This is a genomic window from Metasolibacillus sp. FSL H7-0170 (assembly GCF_038593115.1).
Taxonomy (GTDB): domain Bacteria; phylum Bacillota; class Bacilli; order Bacillales_A; family Planococcaceae; genus Metasolibacillus; species Metasolibacillus fluoroglycofenilyticus.
In genome coordinates this window covers 704,321-729,983 of the sequence record NZ_CP151964.1, presented here as the reverse complement: position 1 = coordinate 729,983, position 25,663 = coordinate 704,321, and the positions used below count along the sequence as shown (strand labels likewise).

Annotated in this window: 25 protein-coding genes; 16 read left to right on the top strand and 9 right to left on the bottom strand. The window is 38.8% G+C overall.

Translation table 11 applies throughout. The features are described 5' to 3' along the window. Positions 1-112: 112 nt before the first annotated feature. A complete protein-coding gene (locus tag MHH70_RS03385) occupies positions 113-1,174 on the top strand; it encodes a 3'-5' exonuclease (RefSeq protein ID WP_066164469.1) in 1,062 nt (353 codons plus the stop codon). Positions 1,175-1,190: 16 nt separating this feature from the next. Next, the gene (gene coaW, locus MHH70_RS03380) at positions 1,191-2,015 is read left to right on the top strand and encodes a type II pantothenate kinase (protein WP_066163564.1); all 825 of its coding nucleotides are present in this window, start codon (positions 1,191-1,193) and stop codon (positions 2,013-2,015) included. 314 nt (positions 2,016-2,329) lie between these two features. On the opposite strand, the gene MHH70_RS03375 is transcribed toward coaW, so the two are convergent. Then, positions 2,330-2,740, bottom strand: coding sequence for a ribonuclease HI family protein (locus tag MHH70_RS03375; RefSeq protein ID WP_066163562.1), 411 nt, complete (start codon positions 2,738-2,740; stop codon positions 2,330-2,332). Between the two features lie 117 nt (positions 2,741-2,857). Between MHH70_RS03375 and MHH70_RS03370 the strand changes: the two genes are divergently transcribed. After that, a complete protein-coding gene (locus MHH70_RS03370) occupies positions 2,858-3,049 on the top strand; it encodes a zinc-finger domain-containing protein (RefSeq protein WP_066163558.1) in 192 nt (63 codons plus the stop codon). 42 nt (positions 3,050-3,091) lie between these two features. On the opposite strand, the gene MHH70_RS03365 is transcribed toward MHH70_RS03370, so the two are convergent. Beyond that, complete coding sequence (locus tag MHH70_RS03365) at positions 3,092-4,072, bottom strand: SEC-C metal-binding domain-containing protein (RefSeq protein WP_066163555.1); 981 nt, start codon at positions 4,070-4,072, stop codon at positions 3,092-3,094. Between the two features lie 478 nt (positions 4,073-4,550). After that, the gene (locus tag MHH70_RS03360; protein ID WP_342472551.1) at positions 4,551-5,459 is read right to left on the bottom strand and encodes a DMT family transporter; all 909 of its coding nucleotides are present in this window, start codon (positions 5,457-5,459) and stop codon (positions 4,551-4,553) included. Positions 5,460-5,669: 210 nt separating this feature from the next. Between MHH70_RS03360 and MHH70_RS03355 the strand changes: the two genes are divergently transcribed. From MHH70_RS03355 to MHH70_RS03340, 4 genes are all read left to right on the top strand, one after another. After that, on the top strand, positions 5,670-6,566 hold the full coding sequence (locus MHH70_RS03355; protein ID WP_066163552.1) for a LysR family transcriptional regulator: 897 nt from the start codon (positions 5,670-5,672) through the stop codon (positions 6,564-6,566). Between the two features lie 69 nt (positions 6,567-6,635). Then, positions 6,636-7,307: a phosphopantothenoylcysteine decarboxylase gene (locus MHH70_RS03350; RefSeq protein WP_107942596.1), complete on the top strand. Its 672-nt coding sequence runs from the start codon at positions 6,636-6,638 to the stop codon at positions 7,305-7,307. A gap of 11 nt (positions 7,308-7,318) precedes the next feature. After that, entirely contained in the window at positions 7,319-7,807 is a 489-nt protein-coding gene (locus tag MHH70_RS03345; protein WP_107942597.1) for a YbaK/EbsC family protein, read from the top strand. Between the two features lie 102 nt (positions 7,808-7,909). Beyond that, on the top strand, positions 7,910-8,710 hold the full coding sequence (locus MHH70_RS03340) for a VOC family protein (protein WP_066163545.1): 801 nt from the start codon (positions 7,910-7,912) through the stop codon (positions 8,708-8,710). Positions 8,711-8,764: 54 nt separating this feature from the next. Here the strand turns inward: MHH70_RS03340 and MHH70_RS03335 are convergent, their stop codons facing one another. After that, positions 8,765-8,965 carry a cold shock domain-containing protein gene (locus MHH70_RS03335; protein ID WP_066163543.1) on the bottom strand — a complete coding sequence of 67 codons (201 nt, stop codon included), beginning with the start codon at positions 8,963-8,965 and terminating at the stop codon, positions 8,765-8,767. 266 nt (positions 8,966-9,231) lie between these two features. Between MHH70_RS03335 and MHH70_RS03330 the strand changes: the two genes are divergently transcribed. Both MHH70_RS03330 and MHH70_RS03325 read left to right on the top strand, forming a co-directional pair. Next, on the top strand, positions 9,232-10,905 hold the full coding sequence (locus tag MHH70_RS03330; protein ID WP_066163541.1) for a formate--tetrahydrofolate ligase: 1,674 nt from the start codon (positions 9,232-9,234) through the stop codon (positions 10,903-10,905). Then, complete coding sequence (locus tag MHH70_RS03325; RefSeq protein ID WP_342472550.1) at positions 10,906-11,535, top strand: HD domain-containing protein; 630 nt, start codon at positions 10,906-10,908, stop codon at positions 11,533-11,535. 19 nt (positions 11,536-11,554) lie between these two features. Here the strand turns inward: MHH70_RS03325 and MHH70_RS03320 are convergent, their stop codons facing one another. After that, on the bottom strand, positions 11,555-12,223 hold the full coding sequence (locus MHH70_RS03320; RefSeq protein WP_107942599.1) for a Crp/Fnr family transcriptional regulator: 669 nt from the start codon (positions 12,221-12,223) through the stop codon (positions 11,555-11,557). 66 nt (positions 12,224-12,289) lie between these two features. Between MHH70_RS03320 and MHH70_RS03315 the strand changes: the two genes are divergently transcribed. The 5 genes from MHH70_RS03315 to MHH70_RS03295 all read left to right on the top strand — a co-directional run bounded on the left by MHH70_RS03315 (position 12,290) and on the right by MHH70_RS03295 (position 19,421). Beyond that, on the top strand, positions 12,290-13,033 hold the full coding sequence (locus MHH70_RS03315; protein ID WP_342472549.1) for an HAD family hydrolase: 744 nt from the start codon (positions 12,290-12,292) through the stop codon (positions 13,031-13,033). Continuing rightward, the gene (locus tag MHH70_RS03310; protein WP_107942601.1) at positions 13,030-13,995 is read left to right on the top strand and encodes a S66 peptidase family protein; all 966 of its coding nucleotides are present in this window, start codon (positions 13,030-13,032) and stop codon (positions 13,993-13,995) included. The genes MHH70_RS03315 and MHH70_RS03310 overlap by 4 nt, the downstream gene beginning before the upstream one ends. Before the next feature lie 554 nt (positions 13,996-14,549). Next, a complete protein-coding gene (locus MHH70_RS03305; protein WP_342472548.1) occupies positions 14,550-16,436 on the top strand; it encodes an ABC-F family ATP-binding cassette domain-containing protein in 1,887 nt (628 codons plus the stop codon). Positions 16,437-16,448: 12 nt separating this feature from the next. Beyond that, on the top strand, positions 16,449-17,576 hold the full coding sequence (locus MHH70_RS03300; RefSeq protein ID WP_107942603.1) for a conserved virulence factor C family protein: 1,128 nt from the start codon (positions 16,449-16,451) through the stop codon (positions 17,574-17,576). Positions 17,577-17,735: 159 nt separating this feature from the next. Further along, positions 17,736-19,421 (top strand): methyl-accepting chemotaxis protein, encoded by a 1,686-nt coding sequence (locus MHH70_RS03295; protein WP_342472547.1) that lies wholly within the window; start codon positions 17,736-17,738, stop codon positions 19,419-19,421. A 104-nt stretch (positions 19,422-19,525) separates the two neighbouring features. On the opposite strand, the gene MHH70_RS03290 is transcribed toward MHH70_RS03295, so the two are convergent. Further along, positions 19,526-20,425 carry a DMT family transporter gene (locus tag MHH70_RS03290; protein ID WP_107942605.1) on the bottom strand — a complete coding sequence of 300 codons (900 nt, stop codon included), beginning with the start codon at positions 20,423-20,425 and terminating at the stop codon, positions 19,526-19,528. A gap of 119 nt (positions 20,426-20,544) precedes the next feature. On the opposite strand from MHH70_RS03290, the gene MHH70_RS03285 reads away from it, so the two are divergent. Further along, the gene (locus MHH70_RS03285) at positions 20,545-21,102 is read left to right on the top strand and encodes a hypothetical protein (RefSeq protein WP_066163527.1); all 558 of its coding nucleotides are present in this window, start codon (positions 20,545-20,547) and stop codon (positions 21,100-21,102) included. A 309-nt stretch (positions 21,103-21,411) separates the two neighbouring features. Here the strand turns inward: MHH70_RS03285 and MHH70_RS03280 are convergent, their stop codons facing one another. Both MHH70_RS03280 and proB read right to left on the bottom strand, forming a co-directional pair. Beyond that, a complete protein-coding gene (locus MHH70_RS03280; protein ID WP_342472546.1) occupies positions 21,412-22,662 on the bottom strand; it encodes a glutamate-5-semialdehyde dehydrogenase in 1,251 nt (416 codons plus the stop codon). Between the two features lie 4 nt (positions 22,663-22,666). Then, positions 22,667-23,761 (bottom strand): glutamate 5-kinase, encoded by a 1,095-nt coding sequence (proB, locus tag MHH70_RS03275; RefSeq protein ID WP_107942607.1) that lies wholly within the window; start codon positions 23,759-23,761, stop codon positions 22,667-22,669. Between the two features lie 515 nt (positions 23,762-24,276). Between proB and MHH70_RS03270 the strand changes: the two genes are divergently transcribed. Continuing rightward, a complete protein-coding gene (locus tag MHH70_RS03270) occupies positions 24,277-24,777 on the top strand; it encodes a sigma-70 family RNA polymerase sigma factor (protein WP_161485059.1) in 501 nt (166 codons plus the stop codon). Between the two features lie 326 nt (positions 24,778-25,103). Here MHH70_RS03270 and MHH70_RS03265 read toward each other — a convergent pair whose 3' ends face one another. Continuing rightward, positions 25,104-25,499 (bottom strand): hypothetical protein, encoded by a 396-nt coding sequence (locus tag MHH70_RS03265; RefSeq protein WP_066163517.1) that lies wholly within the window; start codon positions 25,497-25,499, stop codon positions 25,104-25,106. Between the last annotated feature and the right edge of the window lie 164 nt (positions 25,500-25,663).

The window sequence follows — 25,663 nt, the reverse complement described above, 5'->3', positions numbered from 1 at the left end:
AAGATAAATTAGTAACTGCTGAAATTGTTATTTTATTTTAGTAGATGGGGTTTTCCTCATTCTCATTCTAAGTTAGAATAGTAGAAGCAATACGACAATGGTAGGTGACTATATGACACGTGATAAAACGTACATATTCATTGATATCGAGGCTGCGCTCATACGGGGGAGACAGTGTATTATTGAAATTGGGGCGGTAAAATGGCTTCCAAACGGTACACAAACGACCTTTACGCAACTAATTCAGCCTTATAAATTTAAAAAATTGAATAATCATATTCAAAAGCTGACAGGCATTACAACAGAAGAATTGCTAGGAGCGCCATCATTTAGAGAGGCGATTCAAAAGTTTAAGCGCTGGTGTGAGGGACACTACGTATTATTTACTTTTGGAGAGTTTGATCGCAAAGTTTTAGAAGAGGAGATGGAGCGCCATCATCTAAGCAGCGATTTTTTATTTCCGATGGTCGATTATCAGCAAAAATATATGATTGCTCATAGTTTACGCGAGCAGCCAAGCCTCCAAAAATTAATGGCAGAGTTAAATTTAAAGGCGAGCATACAGCATCGAGCGTTAGCAGATGCACAGAGCCTTCAGCAAATTTTTGTCGAAACGAATGGGGAAGCATTGATGGAGGGGCAGCAAACAAATGATATGCTTGTGCTTTTTGCCTATTCAAGACAGTTGGAAACAGCCTTTGATATTATGGTGACTTACGTAAATTGCAAAGTACAGCATGACCGTATTGATATCGTCAAACAGACAACCCATCGCGAAAAGTTGCCTTTTTCTATACAGGAAAAAGAGCAAGTAGCAGAGGATGGAGAAGTTTATACGAAGCAATTAATAAAAATGAAGCCTTCCAGCAAGCTTAAAAACACATTGCAAGACATTAGCACGCAATCTGTTGGAAAAGTGATTTTAACATATGCAGGTTTAAAATCGATTTCTAAGTGGATGCGCCTACATCAATGTACGATGCCAAAAACAGAAAACTTGAAATGGCAAAGTCTGTTAAAAGAAGAGGAGCTCGCACTCGAGAAGTTAACGGAAGTTCCATCAATTAAAGCGTATGAAGAAACGATTTGTCAATTACTAAAAAAATATGAATATGTCATTATTGAGGAGTATAGAAAACGTAATCTATTCCCACAAGAGGTAGTAGGCATATAATTTAAAGGGGATTTTTATGTTGAAATCGATAGGAATTGATGCAGGAGGAACATTAACAAAAATGGCTTATTTTAATGAGCATGGCCAGTTAATGCTAGAAAGCTTCCCATCGAATGATTTACAACTTGTAAAAGAATGGTTAAAGCAGCATCCGAATGTTGAAGAAATCGGGCTAACAGGTGGACGCACAGAACAGCTACGAGAGCAGCTTGAAACGATGAAATCCATTGAATATATCGTGGAGTTTGAGGCGACATTAAAAGGTGTGCAATATTTGCTTGTTAAGGAAGGACATCAAATTGACAATGCGATTATTACAAATATCGGCACGGGGACCTCGATTCATTATATGGAAAATGGACAGCACGTGCGTGTTGGAGGTACTGGTGTAGGTGGAGGTACATTAGTTGGTCTTGCCACACTGCTAACAGGACATAGCGATTTTAAAGAAATTACAAAGCTTGCCTCAGCGGGTGTGCGTGAAAATATTGATTTGCTCGTACGCGATATTTATCAAGGGATGGATACACCTATCGCAGGAGATTTAACAGCGAGCAATTTTGGTAAGGTCGGCATTACAGCTACTACAGAGCATCCACAGGCAGATGTTTTAGCCACTGTGCAAGGTCTTGTTGGTGAAGTGATTACGACATTAAGCATCCAATTTGCTGAGCAAAAGGAAACTGCATATATCGTTTATATTGGCTCGACATTGACAGATAACGAAGATTTACAAAAAGTGATTGCCAATTATACGATTTTAAAAAAGCATAATCCAATTTTCTTACAGGACAGAGGCTACGCTGGTGCAGTTGGGGCTTTGTTGAATATGAATAAATAAAAGCACTAGAGCGTCCAAAAAGCGTGCGGGGCACTATTTTTCGGACGCTTTATTCGTGTTTAAAGTGAAGTAGCATAATCCAAAAGCTTGCAAACCGCGATATTAAAGCTCTTCCTTCTGTAATTAAAGAAATAAATAAAGCCCATTTTGGCATCTAATCCGATTTTATAAGCTTAAAAACATAGGTTGTAATAAATCGCTAATAAAGCAGCTCAAGTCGCAAATAAATTAGGATAAGCCGTTAGATTTCGTATTTATAACCTTCTGAAATAAGCTACTTTCTTAAAAAACGGCTATTTTTCTACGTTCTGATTTCAAATGCCATCTTTTCTACGATTTGCTTTTGTTTGAATGGCTTCGCGGGCAAGAGCATCGGCAGCACGATTTTCCTTTTCTGGAATCCATTTAATGAAAAAGAGCTCAAATGTTTCGATTAATTCCTCTGCACGTGCTAAGTAAGGCTTAAACTCTTCATTTTTGACATAGGATTTTTCAATGGAGGCGACAACAATTTTGGAATCGGAGCGTAAAGAAACCAATGTTGCACCTAATTGCTGTGCTTCCTCTAGGCCACGTATAAGGGCTGTAAATTCAGCGATATGATTATTCGTTTCACCGATGTATTCACTAATTAATAGATGATGTCCCTCACCTTTTAAAAACAAACCGATGCCACTTGGACCAGGATAGCCTGCGCTTGCACCATCAATATAAACTTCTAACATATCAATCCCTCATTTTCCGTCTTTTACTGAATATAATTATAAGCCGAAACGATGAATAATGGACAAAATAATTTGTAAAGAAGTATAATAAGGAAATGCAAAAAGGGGGGAGCGAAATTGAATAAAGTATCTGTTATGCAAGAGATTGATTTTATTACGGATACGTATTGTGTCGACTGCCCTATTATTCGTGAGTTGCGACAAAAGCGTGGGAAGCCAGGTGCACATAAGTTTTGTATTGAATCTTGCACAGTGGGGGAACAGCTACAATTTTTAGGGCAAGAATTGATGAAAATTAATGATAAATAATTAAATTAAAGGAGATGGCTCAGCCATCTCCTTATTTTTTCATTATGCAGTTGCGAGCTGGTAGGCAAGCATATCTTGATAATATTTATTAAGTGATGTGGCAGAAATGCCGAATTGCTCAGCTATTTCTTTCACTGTAAAGGAAGCCTCAAATAAAGCACGCTCTTGACCAAAACGAATTGCTCCTGCCGCAATTGCAGCAGCTTTGCGCGCTGCTGGCTGCTGCTCTACTAAATAATCCTCTAAAATAGGTATTAGTTGCGCATCGTTTAATGTATGCAATTGTAAGAATTGCTTTACTTGCGCTAACACATCTGCTTCAAAGGAAGTAAATTCCTCTCCTACATAGCCATTTTCCACAAGCAATTGCCAAAAGGCAAGATGATTCTTTTGTAAAAATTGCGCTGCTTGTTCAGAGCTTGGGCAGCTATTTACAAAAGTTTGGAAAACTTTCTCGTATTCAGAAGAGAAGAAAATAAGCGTAGAGACTGCTAGGAAATGGTTTTCCTGCTCTGACCCGTCCGGTAACAAGAAGGTAAAGATTTGCATACCTTCAGGAATCGGTTTTTTGTTTTCACGGCGGATTTTATAGCTTTCTTTTGTCATTGCATGTGTTGCATGAATATATTGCTCATCTACATGCGAAATCGCTCCGATAAACATTGCTGGTGATGTCCAATTATCTAATAAGCGAACCGTTGCAGGACGAACTGTTTTCTTGCTCACCTTTTTTAAATAGCCTGTCCAAATATCAGGTCTAACGTGGAAGAAAAACTCATCTAAAGCAACCGCTTCAATTAGCTCTTGTTGTAGGTAATCTTGTAGCTTAGGGCTCCAAGCTTGTACAAGTTCAATATATTGCAAAGTATCTTTACGCTGTGGGTAAGTTTCATAAAAGCTTTGTAAAATCATCTCTATTTCTTCGTTAAATAGTGAGGCAGATGTTACCTGTGCTTTTCCTTCACAGCATTTTTTATATTTTTTGCCGCTACCACAAAGGCATGGATCATTACGTCCAATCATTTTTTTACACGTCCTTTATATGTTGTTTCATCGTTTACGACATTGCGTAATTACGGTTCAGATTATTTTCCACTTGCGAAAAAATCACATTTTCTATCATACAATGTGTTTTATTTCTTGAAAACTAATTGTATATTTCGAACTGTCAGAATAAGGCGCGCCTATTAGTATATATTCCGCTATGTAAAAAAATAGAACAGGTTGTTTAAAAAGAAGGGAACTGAAAAGTAGATTTGCCACATAAATTGTGATTCAAACTAATTTTTAAATTTATTGAATCTAATAAAAGGTAGGAATAATATTATCAGAAATTAACATGCGTGTTGATTAGCCTTTATTTTGCAGGGAATACTTAACAATTCATGATTTTCGCTTCAAAGAATTCTCTTGTTATTTTAATGAATGAGCCCTTTAAAGAAGCACTGCCGAAAGCGTCCAAAAAGTCGGCTATGCACGGCTTTTTGGACGCTCCTCCATTTTAGTATGATTTTTCCTCAATTGCTTGTTGTCGCATAAAGCGGAGCTGATGAAGTTGCTCAAACTGCGCAACGATATTACCTGCCAAAATAAACAGCCCACCAATTAATAATTGCATCGTTAATACTTCACCTAAGAACACAAGGGCAAAAATAGCCGCAAAAATAGGCTCTAAAGAGAAAATTAGACCGGTATGTGTGGGGGAAGTATATTGCTGTACGACGGATTGCCCAATAAAGCAGAATGCACTACATATGATACCTAAACCAAGAATTGCAATCCAGCCAGATGTTGTTGTTGGGATTTGAGGTATTTCGAAAAATAAACAAAAAATAGCACCGAAAATACCTGCAAAGCCTAATTGGTAAACACCATAGGCAATCGAGTCAACATTTTTCGTAAATTTGCTGTTTAAAATTAAATAGATAGCGTAGCAAACCGCAGCAATAGCTACTAAAATATCACCTATTTGGAACGACATAGATTCCTTTAAAGTTAAAATTGAAATACCAATCATTGTCATCACGATTGCAAAGCTTACGGCACGTGACGGTAGCTTTCTTTCTAAAAGGCTTACAAAAATAGGGACAAGCACGACCGTCAAGCTTAAAATAAAGCCTGCGTTGGATGCTGAAGTTGTTTGCAAACCAAACAATGATAGTGAAAATACAATGAATAAAAGAAAGCCTTGAATACCTGCATAAAAACAAGTTTTCTTGTTTATTTTCAACATTTTTTTATAAAAAATAAGACCGGCCACTGCAAATGCAATGATACATCTGAGGGCAACGATATTATATGTTTCGAGCGCATCCAAGCCCATGACCATGAACGTATATGACAATCCCCAAAACATCGTCACAATCACCATTAATATATTTGCCTTACTTTGTATGCTCAAAACATTCACCCCATCCTCGCCAAACAAATTGCTATAGAAAACAATATAAACTGTCCTTTACGATTAGTAAAACGAATGTTTATAATATGTAATATGAATAATTTTCATGTATAAAAAATTGGACGTTTTCTCCAATAATGAAAGCATTATGATATTTGCAATGAAAAAACAACTGCTAGAGGTGTAATAGAGTTTAATTGAGGGAATAGGGAGGCAGCTATGAGCTTAGTAAAATATGAAATTTTAAATAAAGTAGCAGAGGTGCAAAGCTTCACAGAGGCTGCACAGCTACTCGGATTAACGCAATCGGCTGTTAGCCATGCAATTTCAAGTTTAGAAAAGGAATTTGGGTTTGCTTTAATTCATCGCAATCGCAATGGAGTGAGGCTGACAACAGAGGGACAAACGATGCTGCTCGCGATGCGGCAAGTATTGCAGGCGGAGGAATTATTGCAGCAGGAGGCCGCGAATATTGTCGGTGTAACAAAAGGAACAGTACGCATTGGGCTGATTTCGAGTATTTCTACACAGTGGATGCCGAATATTATTCATTCCATTGATGACCAATATCCAGGTATTAAAATAGAATTACGGGAAGGCGATTATTATGAAATTGAGCAGTGGCTGATTAACGGGGAAATAGATTGTGGCTTTCTAAATCGAACAAGCTCAAAGCGATTTAATTTTATGCCATTAAAAAAAGATTATTTATTTTGTATCGTATCTTCGAAAAGTCACCTATATAATAAAAAGGAGATTGATTTATTTGAAATTGCGCAAGAGCCATTTATTATGCCGTCTTACCGTGGCATGAATGATGTAATGACGACATTTGAAAAGCACGGCATTAAGCCAAATATCCGCTTTGAGCTTTTTGATGATTGGGGAATTATGTCGATGGTTGGACAGCATGTAGGTGTGTCGATTATGCCAAAGCTTGTCTTATCACAGCTACCGCAAAACGTTCGAGTTATCCCGCTAAAGCAGGAAAGTTTTCGAACGATAGGAATCGCTACAAAGCAAACATTATCACCAGCTGCGAAAAAATTTGTAGAAGTATTAAAGCAATGGCTAGAGGAAAATGAAGAAAATTTAACAGATAAAGAAAAGCTGTAAGAGGGGCTGTTTTGATACAGTTCTTTACGGATGGCTAGTATTCACTACAATGAATAAGGAGAGGGAAAAATGCTACGAGGAAAAAAAATTGTGATAACAAGTGGCGGTACGCTTGAGAAATGGGATCAAGTGCGCGGACATACGAATTTATCAAAGGGTATTATGGGCTGCTATTTAGCTGAAGATGCGCTAGATTATGGTGCGGAAGTAATTTATATGCATGGCTATTTTGCCAAATTGCCTGAGCGTATAGAACAAATGCGTAAAATCGGCTTTGAAGGCATTGAGGATTTAGCGGGCAAATTACAAAAGCTATTACAGGAGGAATCAATTGATATCGTCATCATGGCTGTTGCGGGCTCGGATTGGGTTGTAGACCAAGTATTTGACCAAGCGGGAAATGCTTTAGCAGCCCATGGAAAGATGCCTTCTGATGAACCACCGACAATTCGCTTTAAAAAAGCGCCAAAAATATTGCCACAAATTAAAGGCTGGGCTCCCAATGTGACATTGGTCGGCTTTAAGCTAGAAGCAACGACAGAACCTGAGTATTTAATCGAGCGTGCAAAACTGCGCATGGCGACATCAAGTGCACAGTACACAGTAGCGAATAGCTCACAATCATTATACGGCAACGATGCATTACATTTAATCGTTCATCAAAATGGACAAGTAACTGAGGCAAATGGCAAAAAAGAAGCAAGCAAAAAACTAATCGCTTTATTAGCAGAGCTTGAATAGGGGGAAAACAAATGGCAAGCGAGCGTGTGCATACATATTTGCAAACACATCAATATGCTGAACAAATTTTAACATTTTCTGAATCAACGGCGACAGTCGAGCAAGCAGCAAAAGCTTTAAATGTTATTCCAGCGAGAATCGCAAAAACATTAGCCTTTTACACGTCAGAAGGTACGGCATTTTTAGTAGTCGCAGCTGGAGACGCAAAAATTGATAATGCAGCTTTTAAGATAGCTTTTCATGTAAAAGCAAAAATGCTTAGTCCTGATGATGTTTTAACATATACAGGACATCCAGTAGGAGGCGTATGCCCATTCGCGTTAGCAACAAATATACCTGTCTATTTGGATATTTCATTGCAGCGTTTTACAACTGTTTTTCCTGCATGTGGCACAGCAAATTCAGCGATTGAACTAACATGCGAGCAGCTACAGCAACTTTCAAATGCGAAAGATTGGGTGAATGTTTGTAAAGCATGGGATTCGGAAGTAAATCAATAACCTTCGAGCATTTAACTGTTGATGCTTTTAAGATTAGGATGAAAGTGTAATTGATGATACAGTTAAAAAACTACTTGTTAATATAGGAAAAGGGGGATTACTATGTATGAGTTAGACCATATTGTTCATTTTGTAGATAAGCCAGAACGGACAATGGAAGAGATGCAGGCACACGGTTTTCACGCAGTACAAGGTGGACAGCATAAGCAATGGGGAACATACAATACGTTAAGCTATTTCGATTTAACATATATTGAGTGGATTGGTATTAATGATGAGTCACAGTTTGCCATTGCTGCACAAAAACCTTATACATTGCATGAAACATATGAGAAAAAGGGACGGAAAAATGGCTTTGCTCGCATTGCTATTCGAACAACAACAATTGAGCGAGATGCGGAGATGTTTCGCAAGGCAGGACTAGAGGTAAATGGTCCTGAACATTTTTCACGTACAAGACCAGATGGTACGGTGATTGGTTGGCAGTTACTTCATATCGGTCATCCTGAGCAACGTTTTGACTTCCCATTTTTCATTCAATGGGATTTGGCGAACGAGGAGCGTCGTGCTGAATATAGAGAGCAAAATATTATCGCTCCACATCCTAAAGGTGATATGAAACTAACAGAGGTCGCTTATTTAGTGAATCGTCTCGATTTTATCAAGCAGCTACAGCAATTAGGTCAATTGCAGGCAGAAGAACAGTTTGATGAGCAACTGAATGCAATCAAATATACACTTTATTTACAAAATGCAAGCATTGTTTGCTACTGCGCGCAAGGCGAAGGAGTCATTTGGGATGCTATGTTAGCCGACGGATTAGGCATTCATACGGTTCTCTTTGAAGGAGCTACAGAGCAGCAAACGATTGTTTGTGAAAATGCAACGTATGTTATGAAATAAATTTATAATATAAAAAAATGTAGACAAAGGTAATGCGTCTTTGTCTACATTTTCTTATAATTTAGAGACGTTTGCTGCTTGCGGTCCTCGGTTGCCTTCTACAATTTCAAATGCTACGTCTTGTCCTTCTTCTAATTGACGGAAGCCTTCTCCGATGATGCCGGTGAAATGAACGAAAACATCCTCACCGTTCGTACATTCAATAAAGCCATAACCTTTTTCGTTATTAAACCATTTGACCTTTCCTTGATGCATGAGCGTTCGCCTCCCATACTTGCGGATTAAATTTCAAAATGTCGAAAAATTAAGACAATTATGCATTATAATATACGTTATTGATGCTTTATTGTCAATAATTTGGCGAATTTTGACGCTTTTTCCCCGATTTTTTTTTACTAAATGCTTTATAATAAGAGTAACATCATTCAGCGGATGTCACTGATTTTTCGAGCTTGCTCGAAAGAATTTGGACTAAAGTTAGCTGAGGCGTAATTGACTAAGGATAGAAAGCAGGGAATAATATGACACTGACAAAGTATTTATCCGATTTAGAAATTGCTAATAACGCAAAAATGCAACCTATTACTGATATTGCGAAGAAAGCTGGCATCCCAGAGCAGGCGATTGAGCAATATGGTCGCTACAAGGCAAAAATCGACGTAAATCATATTGCGTCTACGAAAACAGGGAAGGTTGTGCTTGTGACAGCAACAAGTCCAACGCCTGCTGGAGAAGGGAAGTCTACTGTGACAGTTGGACTAGCAGATGCGTTGCAGCAATTAAGTAAAAATGTGATGGTCGCATTGCGTGAGCCCTCATTAGGACCTGTAATGGGTGTAAAAGGAGGCGCGACAGGTGGCGGTTATGCACAAGTTGTACCAATGGAAGATATTAACTTGCACTTTACTGGCGACCTGCATGCAATTACAACAGCAAACAATGCGCTCGCAGCATTTATCGATAATCATATCCATCAAGGAAATGAATTAAACATTGACCCACGTCGTATTATTTGGAAGCGCGTGTTAGATTTAAACGACCGCGCGTTACGCAAAGTGACAATTGGCTTAGGCGGACCATTACAAGGTGTTCCGCGTGAGGACGGATTTGATATTACAGTGGCATCTGAGATAATGGCTATTTTTTGTCTAGCAACGAGCATTGATGATTTGAAAAAGAGATTGGCTAATATTGTTATTGGCTACACATATAAGCGCGAGCCTGTATTTGTCCATCAATTAGGTGTGGAAGGTGCGCTAACATTATTATTAAAGGAAGCATTTAAGCCGAATTTAGTGCAAACACTTGGCGGTACACCTGCTTTAATTCATGGTGGGCCATTTGCCAATATTGCGCATGGCTGTAACTCTGTTATCGCAACACAAACAGCGCGTAAACTAGCTGATATCGTCGTAACAGAGGCTGGTTTTGGAGCGGATTTAGGTGCGGAAAAATTTATGAACATTAAAGCACGTCAAAGTGGTATCTCACCAGATGCGGTTGTTATCGTTACAACTATTCGTGCATTAAAAATGCATGGCGGTGTCGCAAAAGCGGATTTACAAACGGAAAATGCACAGGCAGTATCACAAGGAATTGCCAACTTAGCTCGTCATATTGAAAGCGTTCGTGCATTTGGTGTAGAGCCTGTTATTGCGTTAAATCGCTTCGTAACAGATTCAGAGGCTGAATTAGCCGTCGTTCTAACTTGGGCGAAGGACAATGCCGTGCGCATCGCTCGGACAAATGTTTGGGAGGAAGGCGGAGAAGGTGGTATCGAGCTCGCGAATGAAGTATTGCAAGTGCTTGAAACAACCCAAAACTTCCATCATTTATATGATTTATCTGAAACAGTGGAACAAAAAATTACAACAATCGTACAAAAAGTATATGGTGGTGTCGGTGTTCAATTAACGGATAGCGCCAAAAAGCAGCTTGTACAAATTGAAAAACTTGGTTGGGATGTACTACCTATCTGCATGGCGAAAACACAGTATTCGCTATCAGACCAACCGACTTTACTAGGACGACCGGAAAACTTTATGATTACCATTCGCGAAATCGTGCCAAAATTAGGTGCGGGCTTCTTAGTATGTCTAACAGGCGAAATTATGACGATGCCGGGCTTACCAAAAGAGCCAGCAGCGTTAAAAATGAATGTAGCAGCAGATGGGCATGCAGAAGGATTGTTTTAAATGAGTGTGATTGTAAAGTGTAAAGAGCTCGTACAGCAAATATATGAGCAAATGGATGCAAGCCATGATTTTCAGCATATCGAGCGGGTTATGATGAATGCGGAAGCCATTTTGCAAACAGAGAGGGCTGCGGATGCAAAAATCGTCAAGTTAGCCGTGTATCTACACGATGTAAGCGATGCAAAATATGCTAAGGATAAATCGGCGCAAAATGCTATTTTAGAGCAGCTGTCTATAACAGCTACTGAACGCAAGCATATCGAGGATATTATTGAATCAGTGTCATTTAGCGGTGGGAATTCACTTGAAGCAAAAACAATTGAGGCAAAAATTGTGCGTGATGCCGACCGTTTAGACGCGATTGGCGCTGTCGGCATCGCTCGCACATTTGCCTATGGCGGTGCAAAAGGGCGCAAGCTGTACGACGATGCAGAGCAAGCGCGCATCCACATGACAGCGGATGAATATCGTGCAAAATCAACAGCATCTGTCACCCATTTTTATGAAAAGCTGTTGTTATTAAAAGATTTAATGGTAACCGCAAAAGGTCGTGAAATGGCTGAGGCCCGCCATCGTTTTATGGAGCAATTTTTACAGCAGCTAACGAAAGAAAAAAACGGAGATGCCTAAAACGAGGCACTCCGTTTTTTTATTCGAATCGAATATTTTCCGAGAGCGTTTGTATTGCTTGCCAATTAGTGATTTTGATAGAATTATGATTTCTTTCAATGATATGCTGTTCTGCCCATTGATGGAGAACGCGATTAATATGGCGATTCGTTGTACCGATTAAAGCGGCAATTTCCTGAAGGCTTTGCACCTTCAAATAGTCATTTGAGGCCTCTGCTGATTCAATTGTACATAAATACGCAGCAAGCTTTACCGCAACAGAAGAGAGCGCATTAACACGCGATAACGTCGTGCATGTTTTCAATTTGAATGTTAGCTCTTCAAGCAGTAGCTGTGTAAAGCTTGCATCAAATTTAAAAGTTTGTTCATATGATTGCTGAGAGATAAATAAAAAAATACAATTGTCATTTGCAATACAATTTGATTGAATACGACAGTTTTGAAATAGCTCAATATCACCTGCAATAGAGGGAGGAGTACATTTTCGGAGTAACAGCTCTTTTCCATTAATCTCTGGGCTCAATACGTTATAGCTTCCAGAAATCAAAAAATAGAGGCCATCTACTTCTTCACCAGCCAGTAATATCGCTCCCCCCTTTTCAAATGTTCGGAATTCAGTTTTATTTAGGCTTTCAATTGGAATTGATTCATTGTAAAGTATAGAAAATTGTTTAAACAGATTATGCATGCTTGGGACACCTGTCCTTTATTAAATATTTCATCTTATTATACTAAAGAGCAGAGGTGAAGTAAGATGTATTTTGTATTTGATGTAGATGGAACGATTTCCTTTGATGGAGAAACGATTAGTGAAGAAATCCAGCAGGCGATTTTGCTGTTAATGGAGGCAGGCCATAACGTTGTATTTGCCTCCGCGCGTCCGATTCGCGACCTTTTACCTATACTGCCTAAAAACTTTCATAAATGTCGTTTAATTGGTGGAAATGGTGCATTTATAAAAGCTCAGGAAAAGGTGGAAGCCATCTATTTTGAACAAATGACGACAGAGAAGCTTCTACAAATAATTAGACGCTATCAATTAACGTATTTAGCAGATGGCGATTGGGATTTTGCTTATACGGGGGATGTAGCTCATCCAATTTACAAACGAATTCATTTTCAAGCAGCAAAGAATTTAAGGCTTGATGAATTACGGCAAATTTGCAAGCTCGTTTTATTTGATGCACCAGATGAGGCAAAGCATATGCTATTAAAACTGCCTTTATCTGTTTCGCAATATGTGTCAGAAAACATTCTTGATGTTAGCCCTTTAGGTGTACATAAAGCAAGAGGTTTGCGGCAACTTGGCATTGATAGTTTTATAGCATTCGGTAACGATATGAATGATCGCACCTTATTTGAGGCGGCGCAGTATAGCGTTTGCGTAGGGGAGGGGGAAGTATCAAAATTTGCTTCAATCGTTATAACTAAAAATCAGGTAGCAAATACAATTCGACAATTTGCTAATAAAGAAATGAATGGGGGAATTGAGCAATGATAATACCAGAGAAATTGAAAATTGGGGATGAAATTCGTGTGATTGCGCCTAGTAGAAGCATGAAAATATTAGGTGATGAAGGGGTAAGAAGGGCTGTGCATACACTAGAAAGTATGGGCTTTAAGGTGAGCTTTGGGGAGCATACGAATGCCTGTGATTCTCAAAATTCTTCTTCCATTGCGCAGCGGGTGGCTGATATTCATTCGGCATTTGCTAATAAAAATATTAAAGCTATTTTGACCGCAATTGGCGGTTTTAATAGCAATGAGCTACTACCGTATTTAGATTATGAATTAATTGCGGAAAACCCAAAAATATTATGTGGCTACAGTGATATTACAGCACTTGCAACTGCAATACATAAAAGATGCCAATTTATCACTTATTCAGGCCCACATTTTTCAAGCTTTCAAATGAAAGGCTTACAAGCATATCAAACGAAGTATTTTGAACAATGTTTTATGAATGAGGAGGCTTATGACATTGTTCCATCTGGAAAATGGAGCGATGATTTATGGTTTTTAGACCAAGACAATCGCCAATATGAGGAAACAGAATGGAAGGTATACACAGAGGGACAAGCACAAGGTAAATTATATGGGGGCAATCTTTGTACACTCAATTTGCTGCAAGGCACACAGTATATGCCTGACTTAAATGATTGTATTTTATTTATTGAAGATGATGAAATGACAATTCCAGAAACTTTTGCGCGCGATTTAACTTCGCTGTTACAAGTGTCAAAGAATGTAAACGCATTGTTAATTGGTCGTTTCCAAAGGGAAAGTAAAATAACAAAGGAGCAGCTTCATTTTATTTTAGATAAGCACCCGTTATTGCAGGGGATTCCTGTTATGTATGATGTCGATTTCGGACACACACAGCCAATTATGACCTTGCCAATTGGCGGAGAAGTTGCCATTGATACGATGAATAAAAAAATCTCAGTCATGCGTTTTTAATATAGAGGAGTTGTTCGAAAAATCCATTTTGTTTTGTCACCGCATTGAAATCAATGTTTTCATCACTTCCCTTTTACTGAAAGCTAACACTGCTAAAGCCAATGTTCATCCCATTTTTAAAAGAGGCGCTTTCTGTTTATCCCGTATTAACAGGCTGTAAGACCCCCATCTCAAAACAGCAGGTGAAATCAAAATGTTTAAGAGGGGGTCAAACAGTCTGTAAAAACCCGAATGGTGAAACTACCAATCAGTGGGGATAAGACCCCCCCACTGATTGAAGGTTCACTTTATATGAATCAACATTTTGTGAAACATCATCGTTACTGTCCGAAATGCCGGCTATGCACGGCTTTTTGGACAGCCCCTTTCGCAATAATTAATCTAGATAACTTAAAGAAAAGGATAGATAATATCAATATCTTTCGAAAAATGCTTATTATTTTTTTAGCTAAGAAAGAGAACCATCTACAAAATAATCTCAACTTGTGCAATTCATATATAAATCATCTATAATTAAAAGATAAGTAATTGATTGATGAAAGAGATGAGAACAAATGAGTCATTTAATCGTATCGAATTTAACGAAAACGGTAGGCGATAAAACTTTATTTAACAATATTGAATTCACTATATACGAAGGGGAGCGTGCGGGGTTAATTGGCATTAATGGTACAGGGAAATCGACGCTGCTATCCATTTTGGCGCAGGTGCAAGAGGCAGACCAAATGGAGCTTGACCATCCGAATAAATACCGCATTGCATACTTACAGCAAGACCCGACGTTTGCACAAGGTGAAACCGTTTTACAGGCAGTGTTTGCTGGCGATTCTCCAGTGCTTCAATTAAATCGTACATATGAGGAGGCTCTTGCTAAATTAGCCGCAGAGCCAACAAATGAAACACTGCAAAAGCAACTGTTCCACTTGCAGCAGCGCATGGATGCTGAGGGGGCATGGGATGTCAATGCGCTTGCCAAGCAAGCATTGACGAAATTAGGAATTGATATGTTTGAGCGTGCTGTGACAGAGCTATCGGGAGGTCAGCAGAAGCGTGTGGCACTTGCACGCGTCCTAATTGAGCCGGCTGATTTATATTTACTTGACGAGCCGACGAACCATTTAGATATTGAATCGACTGAATGGCTACAGGAAATGGTAACACGTTTAAAGGGAGCGGTGATTTTCATTACCCATGACCGCTACTTTTTAGATGAGGTAGCAACGCATATTTATGAGCTAGCTGACCAAACACTGTATCGTCATACAGGGAATTATGCCGATTATCTAGAGGCGAAAGCATTGCGTGAGGAAATGTCAGCAGCGACGCAGGCAAAATTGCGTAACCGCTATCGCAATGAGCTGAAATGGATTCGCCGTGGTGCAAAAGCTAGAACGACAAAGCAAAAGGCTCGTATTCAGCGATTTGAGGAGCTTGATGAAAAAATCGACCGCACGCAAGAGGATGCTAATTTAGAAATGGCACTTGCGACAACACGTTTAGGTAAAAAAGTATTAGAGGCGGAAAGTATTTCGAAGCAGTTTGCTGAGCGCGTTATTTTACAGGACTTTAGCTTTTTAATCCAACAAGGTGACCGCATTGGAATAATCGGTGCTAACGGTCATGGTAAATCGACATTGCTCAATATTTTAGCAGGGGAGCTTGAGCCAGATAAAGGCGAGGTTGTTGTAGGCACTACTGTTAAGCGACTCCATTTTAAACAGGCGTTACCGAAAATGAACGAGCAGCAACGAATGATTGAATATGTGCGTGAAGCATCTAATGATATTACTGATGCGGATGGTGTTCGCTTTAGCGCGGTACAAATGTTAGAGCGCTTTTTATTCCCTCTCCATACGCATGGTACGCCAATTGGCAAGCTTTCAGGTGGAGAGCGTAAACGTCTACATTTGCTACGTCTTTTAATGGAACAGCCAAATGTCCTTTTACTCGATGAGCCAACAAATGATTTAGACATTGAAACGCTCGGCGTGCTCGAGGACTTTATTGAGCAATTCCCTGGCGTAGTCATTACAATTTCTCATGACCGCTTTTTCTTAGATCGCATTGCTAAAAAGCTGTGGATTTTAGATGGTAAAGGGCAAGTCGAAGAAAGCTTAATGCTTTATTCGGAGTACTTAATACACAGTGCAAAAGAGCAGCAGCAAGCGCAAAAAGAAGTGAAGCAGGATAAAACGAAGCAAGAAAAAGTGAAGCAGGAAAAGAAAAAACTAAGCTTTAAAGAGCAAAAAGAATGGGAAACAATTGCCGCAAATATTGAAAAGATAGAGCAGCAAATTATGGAGACGGAAGATGGTATTGCGACAGCAGGTGCTGATTTTACGAAATTGCAGGAGCTCACGCAAAAGCTAGATGAATTAAATGCAATATATGAGCAATTAATTGAACGCTGGAGTTACTTAGATGAAATTGTCAATGGATAGGAGAAGTGAATGATGAAAATTGTTACGATTGAACCAACACCAAGTCCCAATTCAATGAAAATTGTAATTGACCAAGAGCTACCATTTGGTAAAAGCTTTAACTATACGAAGGATAATATTGCAGAAGCACCAGCTTATATTCAGGCTATTTTTGCTGTTGATGGCGTGAAGGGGATTTACCATGTGGCGGATTTTTTAGCAATAGAGCGCAATGCTAAATTTGCTTGGGAAAATATTTTATCGAGTATTCGTATTGCATTAGGCGAAAACGATACGACAAATACTGTAGAAAATCAAGCGGTCAGCCATTTTGGAGAAGTATATGTCCATGTACAAATGTTTAAAGGGTTGCCATTGCAAGTAAAGGCCTTTGATAGCGAAGGTGAGGTGCGCCTTTCTACAGGGGATGCTTACTCAGCAGCTTTTCAGCATATCCAAACAAAGGATAGTGATGAAAACTATATTTTCTTGCGTAAATGGGTAGATTATGGTGTGCGTTACGGCGATAAACAAGAAGTAGCGGAAAATGTGCTACAAGAAGTATGGGCGACATATCCGACAGAGCGTATTGATGAAATTGTAGAGGCTGCAAACAATAAGGCGAACTATACACCAGCACCTCGCGAAAAGATAACTTTGGCACAACTACAGCAAACAGAGGATTGGCAACAACGCTTTCAATTGCTTGACCAAATGCCAGACCCCAATGTGGAAGATATCGAAATGCTGAGCTTTGCATTAAAGGATGACCAAATGGCCATCCGACGTTTAGCAACGGTCTATCTTGGCATGATTGAAGATGTGGCTGTCGTACCAGCACTTGAGCAGGCTTTGCAAGATAAAAGTGCTGCAGTGCGACGCACAGCGGGAGATTGCATGAGTGATTTAGGCTTTGTTGAATTTGAACAAGCAATGATTACCGCTCTACAAGATAAAAACAAGCTAGTGCGCTGGCGTGCAGCAATGTTCTTATATGAAACAGGTACAACAAGCTCATTGCAGGCATTACAAAATGCAGCAAACGATGTGGAATTTGAAGTGAAGCTTCAAGTGAAAATGGCAATTGCACGAATTGAGCAAGGTGAAGAAGCGAAAGGCTCTGTTTGGAAACAAATGACGGAGATTCGTTCAAATGATTAAAAAAGAAGCATGTGAGATTTTTCTTTCTCTCACATGCTTCTTTTGCTTGAATCGAAATCAGAAAAGTTATAATTTTATAATTTTTAACAAAAAGATGTTATAGGGAATTGTTTCGTATATAATTATACTCATATTTGTAATGAGAAGAAGGTGAATAAGATGTCTATACGCACGAAAATTTTTCTTAGTTTCGCGGCTATTTTACTACTAGTATTAATTGCATCTAGTATAAACTATACACAGCTTCAAAGAGTTCAGTCAATGTATGAAAGAATGATTGAAGAGGAGCAAGCAAATGTCTTAACGATTGCCGATATTCGTAATAATATGAGCACACAAGGCATGCTTGTTCGACAGTACGTAATCTCAGGTGATTTAAGCATCTTACCTGAAATAATTGAGCAACGAGAGCAAATGACTGAATTAATTGAGTCATTAGAAATAAATAATCGAGATTCATATGTGAGCGAGGAGCTTGTCGCTATCGATGGTGCTACGGGGGAATTTAATCTGGCGATGGCTGATGCAATCGCACAGACGAAGGCACTGAATTACGAGAAAGCTAAAGCAATCATTAACAATAATTTGCGCCCACCAAACCAAAATTTAATTAAAAGTGCAGCAAATTTAAAAGAGCATTATGAGGCAAACTTAGAAAAAATACAGCAGGAAGCTAAAAGTACAGCTAATACGGCATCGCTACTTAGCATCATTGTACTTGTATTAAGTATTGTAGCTTCATTGATTATAAGTTTCGTGATGAGCAAAAGCTTTTTAAGACCTATTAAGCAATTGCAGTCTGCTTTGACAGTCGTCGCACAAGGTAATCTACAGCAGGAGAATGTAGAAGTTAAATCAAAGGATGAATTTCGCGATTTGGCAAATTCATTTAATACGATGAAAACAGAGCTGAAATCGATTATCGTTTCCGTAGCAAAAAATACGACAAAGCTATCGCAGTCTAGTGAGCAGCTAACAAAAAATACAGATGAAGTGGCATCCTCAGTGCAACAAACTTCAGAAGTAGCAGATAAACTAGCAAAGGGTTCCCATAATTCAGCAACTGCTGCGAATGAAAGTGCGACAGCAATGGACGCGACAGCAGAGGCGGTGCAAAAAATTGTTCATTCAACAGTAGCATTGCATACAAACGCATTGACTACACAAACATTGGCAAACGAGGGTGGCAGCAATATAGAGGTTGCCGAAAAGCAAATGCAGGCGATTCAGCAATCCACTTCATTAACGAACAATTTAATCAATCAACTTATTGAACGCTCGAATGAGATTGATAAAATTACTGCTGCAATTACTGAAATTACCGAGCAAACAAATTTATTAGCCTTGAATGCGGCGATTGAGGCGGCACGTGCTGGTGAGCATGGGAAAGGTTTCTCTATCGTAGCAGATGAAGTTCGTCGATTAGCGGAACAATCCAAGCATTCTGCTGCAGCGATTGTGCAAGTAACAACAGCAATTCGTCAAGACACAGAGCATGTGGCTCAGGCGATACAGGAAAGCGTTCAAAACGCTGTGACCGGGGTAGCGGTCGTACAAACTGCTGGTGAAACATTTAATAAAATTCACACAGCGATTGAAGAGATGACAGAAGAAATCGGCGAAGTATCGTCATTGACTGAGCATATTTCAGCAACGGCAGAGGAGGTAGCCGCCTCTGTTGCTCATATAGCTTCTGATGCGAATGATGCAGCAAGCTACACGCAAGAGGTGGCGAGCACAATCGAGCAGCAAGTAAATGTTTTACAAGAATTAAACTCGATTTCCGTAGAATTAAAAAACCAATCCTTACATTTGCAAAATATTGTTGAAAAATTTGATTGTTGAGGGCATCCGAAAAGCGTGCTAAAGCACTGCTTTTCGGGCGTTTTATATGTTTTATTGTCGCTTTAAACGCTGAAGTTCGAAGCTTTTTGACAGCCAATTCTTCTCTATAAAGGCTCAGAAGCTTTTTTATTTTGTCTGATTACTGTAGGTGGTGGCATAAAAATAATATAAATAATGCTACCGAAAATAAGGATAATACCAAGTATTTGCAATAAATCTGGTCTAAAGGACAAAATGATAATATCTAGTAAAATAGCTACGACAGGATCAACAAAAACGAGTACGGAAACGATAATTGTTGATAAATTGCGTATGCTATCAAAAAATAAATAATACACAAAGCCTGTATGTATAATGCCTGTCCCTAAAATAAATAACCAATTTGTCGTTGTTAGTCCCTCAAATACCTCAAAATTGCAAAATGGCATGAGCATCACAATTCCAACAGTCGTTTGAATAAATGTTAATGCATAAGAGGAAAGACCGCTAATATTTTTACTTGTAAACATTGTGAGGGCATAAAAAATGGCTGATAATAGCGCCCAGACAAAGCCTGAATTAAATAGTTGGTCGAGTGATTGAAAATGCTCAATCCCGACGATTAGCACACTACCAAAAAAGCAGACAGTTGTTGCTAAAATCGCTGGTAAGGACATTTTTTCTGCAAGTAAAATCGCACCGAGCAACAGTACGAAAATCGGAGCCAAATTGTAAATAGAAATAGCAACAGAAATCGACATTTCCTCAAATGCCTTAAATAAAAATACCCAGTTTAAAACTAAAAAAACACCACATAAAACGGTTGTAATAAGCTGTTTTTTATTCCACTTTTCAGTTTTTAACCCTCCTGTAATTAACCATAAGCCACCCAAAAACAATGTGGCAAAAATACAACGGATAAAGACCAGCTCGACCGCAGGAATGCCAGTTTGCTTTGTAAAAAAGCCAATCGAGCCAAAGATGGCCATTGAAATTGTAAGGTTAATCATGGCACGCATTTGCATATGGCGGTCACTCCTTTCAAAATAACTGTATTATATCACATGTTCAGAATTTTGAAACAATTAATCATCTTAAAGTAACGTTGTATAATATTACATATGTTATGCAAGGGGGATAATAGATGGCGAATAATATGCCGTATCGTTATGCATTTTTTGTAATAGGTATATGCCTATTCATTTTTTCACCATTAATCATTTTTTTAATACCAAGAATGATTCCAATGACATTTTACTTTGTGAAGTATACTTGGGTGTACTATGTTCCAACAGAAGCATATACGGTGTTCGCTGTTGGGATAGCTATTTTAATTATTTGCTGTGCTTTTTTATTTTTTGGCAAAATGAAAAAATGGGCAATAATTAGTAGCAGTATTTTATTTTTAACATCGATTGTTATTTTCTACGGAAGCTCTAGATGCTATATTGCAATGGATGATAACGGCTTTACATACAGGGGCCTTTTTGAGCAACAAAAACAATATGTAGGCTGGGAAAATGTGACACAAATAGAGCGTATAGAAGTACCGGCTGGTAAGGGTGGGAACGCGACATATATTGTTTCGCTGGATAACGGTGATGCTTTAACCTTCAAAGAAACAGCACATGTGCAGGAATATCGTAGTAAAATGCGGGGCAAATACGGTAAATATAATATTCCTGTCATTTATACGAATTAGGGGAGGAGGCGTTCCAAACTTCATGTAGCTGTCAGCGCTTGGAACGCTCTCGGTGGTGCTTTTTGAAAGATTTTGTGTATTAAAAGAGTAAGGGGATTCCTTGAAAATAGGAGAAACATGGGGTTTAGCGGATGTTCTTTTTGAGAAAAGTTAAATTTTCGTTTCTTGCGCTTAGAAGTAAATCCTGCTAAAATTAGTGTTTTTCATTTTCAGAAAACCCCCTTCGCTATTTTATTGAGCAAATATTTCGCCGAAACACCATCGCAAATGTTCCGCAAGCCAGCTACTGCACGCCTTATGAAACGCTCTTTAGTTTCTTACTTGCCCATTACCGTAAATCCAGTATTTTGTTGATGTTAAGGCAGCTAACCCCATTGGACCACGCGCATGTAGCTTTTGTGTGGAAATGCCTACTTCAGCACCGTAACCAAATTCAAAACCATCTGTAAAGCGAGTAGAAGCATTATGGTAAACAGCAGCAGCATCCACCATTGTTAAAAATAAATCCGCATGCTGTTGGGTCGTCGTAATAATCGCTTCTGAATGCCTCGTACTATATTTCTGAATATGCCGGATAGCCTCTTGCACAGAATCAACGGTTTTCACACTTAATGCGAGACTTAAAAATTCCTCAGCAAAATGCGCCTCATCAGCGAGAATGGCACTTCCTACGAATTGACAAATCGTTTCATCCCCATAGATTGAAATTTCTAATGATTGTAGAAAATTAAATAGCTCCTTACCGTATTTGATTAAAAAACTACGATGAATGACTAAGCTTTCCACAGTATTGCAGACGGAAGGACGCTGCGTTTTCGCATTTTTAATAATATTACATACCATATCGAACGGGGCACTATCATCAATATAAATATGGCAGTTGCCTGCACCTGTCTCTAGCACAGGTACGCTTGCTTCACGCACAACAGTATCGATTAAACCTTTGCCACCGCGCGGAATAAGAACGTCTAAAAACTCACTTAAATGAAAGAGTTCTTTTGCTGTTTCTCGGCTTGTGTCTTCAACTAAGAGCACAGCATCTAATGGGAAATTTGCATGATGCAATGCTTTATGAATAGATGCAATAAGTGCGATATTTGAATTTTGAGCAGAGGAGCTACCTCTTAATATAGCAGCATTACTTGTTTTTAATGCTAGTGTTGCTGCATCAACAGTAACATTTGGACGTGCCTCATAAATCATACCAATAACACCAAGTGGCACACGTCTTTTAACAATATGCAATCCATTTTCTTTTTGAATATTTTCAAGTTCCTCGCCAATTGGGTCGGGTAACTCAATTAATAATTGAATCGCCTCGCTCATTGCTTGGATACGTCCTTCATTCAGCATAATGCGGTCGAGTGTTGCAGCAGATAGTCCATTTTTTGCTCCAAGCTGTAAATCCAACTGATTTGCTTCTACAATTGTCGCTGTATCCATTTGCAACTGCTCTGCAATACAGGCAAGGGCCTTATTTTTTTCAGCAGTTGTTTTCATATTCATGATGATGCTTGCACTTTTTGCTCGTTGTCCCTTTTCCCTTACTTCGTTAGCCATCTATTTAAACCTCCTTCATTTGAACCCAATAATCACGATGAATTACTTCTGTTGCTTGTTTGAATAATTCAGTCGTGCGCTTTCCCATTGCTTGCTCGAGCTCCTCCTTGGAATATTTTATTTCACCACGTCCGATACAATGATGCTGGTAAAACACTTCAACGACATCACCTCGTTTAAAATGACCTTCCAATGCGTAAACACCTGCTGGTAATAAGCTTTTGCCTCCAGTCGTCAAAGCTTTGACAGCCCCTTCATCAATGAATATTTTTCCTGTAACTGTAGATAATCGAAGCCATTGTCTACGGCTTGATAAAGTGGAGGGTTCCTCGCTAGAAATATACGTACCATCCCCATTGCCAGCTAAAACTTCCAGTAATTTTTTTGCTCCTGTTCCTTTTCCGATAAAAACATTAATGCCTGCTTCAAGAGCACAGCGCGCAGCTAATAGCTTTGACTCCATCCCCCCTGTGCCGACTTTGGAGCTGCTGCCCGATGTGTTAGCAAGTAGCTCATCCGATATAACAGTTAAAAAATCTAAGCGTTTGGCATTAGGATTTTTTGTGGGATTCACTGTATATAGCCCATTGATATCCGTCAAAATAATTAGTTGGTCTGCATGAACAAGCCCTGCTACTAATGCAGAGAGCATATCATTGTCTCCAAATGTCAGCTCGGCAACAGATATTGTATCGTTCTCATTAATAATCGGAATTACAGAGCGTTCTAGTAGCTCAGAAAATGTGGCAGAGGCATTTTTGTAACGTTCTTTTTCGCTAAAATCTGTACGAGTCAGCAAGACCTGTGCTGAAATAATATTGTATTTGATAAATGCCTCATTGTAGAGCTGAATTAGTAGGCTTTGTCCAACAGCCGCCGCTGCCTGTCTGCCTTTCATCGTGACGGGACGTGTTGGATAGCCGAGCTTGCGGAAACCAGCAGCGACAGCGCCAGATGAAACGAGTAACACCTCGTGCCCTGAAAGCTTCAACTGTACGAGAGCTTCGATATGGTCATTAAATTTTTCAAAATCAATTTCTCCTTTATTATTTGTTAAAGAGCTACTGCCAATTTTTACGACAATCCGTTTTCGTTCCATATTTCTCCTCCCAGTAGATGCAATGAAAAAAAGCCCATTTCCTCCTAATTGATATAGGACGAAAGGGACTTCCGTGGTACCACCTAAATTGAATGCATACAATGCATTCCACTTATCTCATAACGCTGAGTGAGCGCTTAGTTTGGCTAAGGGCAAGTTGAAGGAGGTTGGGCGGCTTGTACTATGCGAATTTTTCAGCCAAAGCATTCGCTCTCTGTTATAGTCAGTGACCGCTTACTAGTCTTCAATAAGCTAAATATATTTTACATAGCATGCACGATGAAGTGTATTTTGTCAATTATAATTTCGAATATTCCGATAATAAAAATGGCGAAAAATACTATTATTAAACGCTAAAATGCATAAATATAATGTTTTGTGTATAAAAAATTTGATTTTCTCCTTATTTTATAATAAAAATATGCTATTTTTGTTTTTGATAGATTGATTCCGAATGACTATATTTAAGCCACCTAGGAATAAGCAGCTTGTGCACAATGCAAAAGGAATCTTCAATGAACTTTGAACAATGCTACGAACAGTATAAACCGTTAATTCAAAAGGCGTTATATCGTTGCCGCGTTTATGGCAATTTTGATGAATATCGACATATAGCGATGATTGCTTTATGGGAGGCGACGCAAACATATGACGAAAATAAAGGAACCTTCGAAACATATGCCTATTTTATGATGCGCTATCAAATTATTGCTGAGATGCGCAAGCAAAACAATCATCGAAATCGCAACATGCTAGTTGGTGATGAAGCTTTGCAAGTTTTTATAGATGATGGACGAAATGCCATTGTGATTGAAACACCAGCACTCGCAATATTGTGGGAAGAGTTAACGACAGATGAGCGCTATATTTTGACTAGCTATTATGTCCTGCAAAATAGTGACAAAGAAATTGCGCAAGCTTTGCAACTCAAAGTGGAAACGTTGAAAAAAAGAAGACAGCGCCTATTAAAGCGCTTGAACAAACAGCTTACTGAGTGCGGTAACATGCTGTTGTAAAAAAGATAAAATCTCTTTCATCTAAATTCAAAATAATACCACTAAACTCAATATTTCTTACTTTGCCAAACAAGCTAGCACCCTTTGACTTAATAAAACAAAAACGAAAAGGGCTGTCCAAAAAGCCGTGCATAGCCGGCGTTTTGGACAGTAGCAATGATGTTTCGCAAAATGTTGATTCCTATAAACATAGAACACCTCTTTTAAAAATGGAATGAACATTTGCTTTAGCAGCGTACTCCTTCAGTAAAAGGGAAGCGATGAAAACATTGATTTCAATGCGGTGTCAAAACAAAATAGACTTTTCGCACAACTCCTTTCTGAATTTACAAATTTTCATATAAATGCTGAATAAAATGTGTGCGCTCTTCGGGGGATTGCTGAAAATTATTAATGAGCAATGCTCCAAGCGTAAAATCGTCATCATTGATTAAAAACTGCATATTCACAGGCTGTTCTTGCTCGTTAATTGTACATTGACCTTTAAATTCTACAACAGCCTGCTCACGCTGAGTTTTAAAATAGACCCATTTGCTTTCATCACAATAATGATTAAACACATCCTCGATTGTTGTTGTATTCGTTTCACTTAATGATATTTGCTTTATTTCATCTATGTATTGATTATCTGTAATATCATCCTTTGGTCCATAAAAATAAATGAAAATACCGATAATACAAAGCGGCACTAGCCAAAAAATCGTACGTTTTCCAAACCCCATAAGTCCCCTCCTCATTTACACTAGTAGCATTATAGCATTTGATGATACAGTTGGAACAGTGAAATTGTATACTAAAAGAAAATATAGAGAGAGGAAGACACCAATGAATCAACTAAAAATTATAAAGTTAAATGAGCAAAATTTACAAACTGAAGGTTGCTATT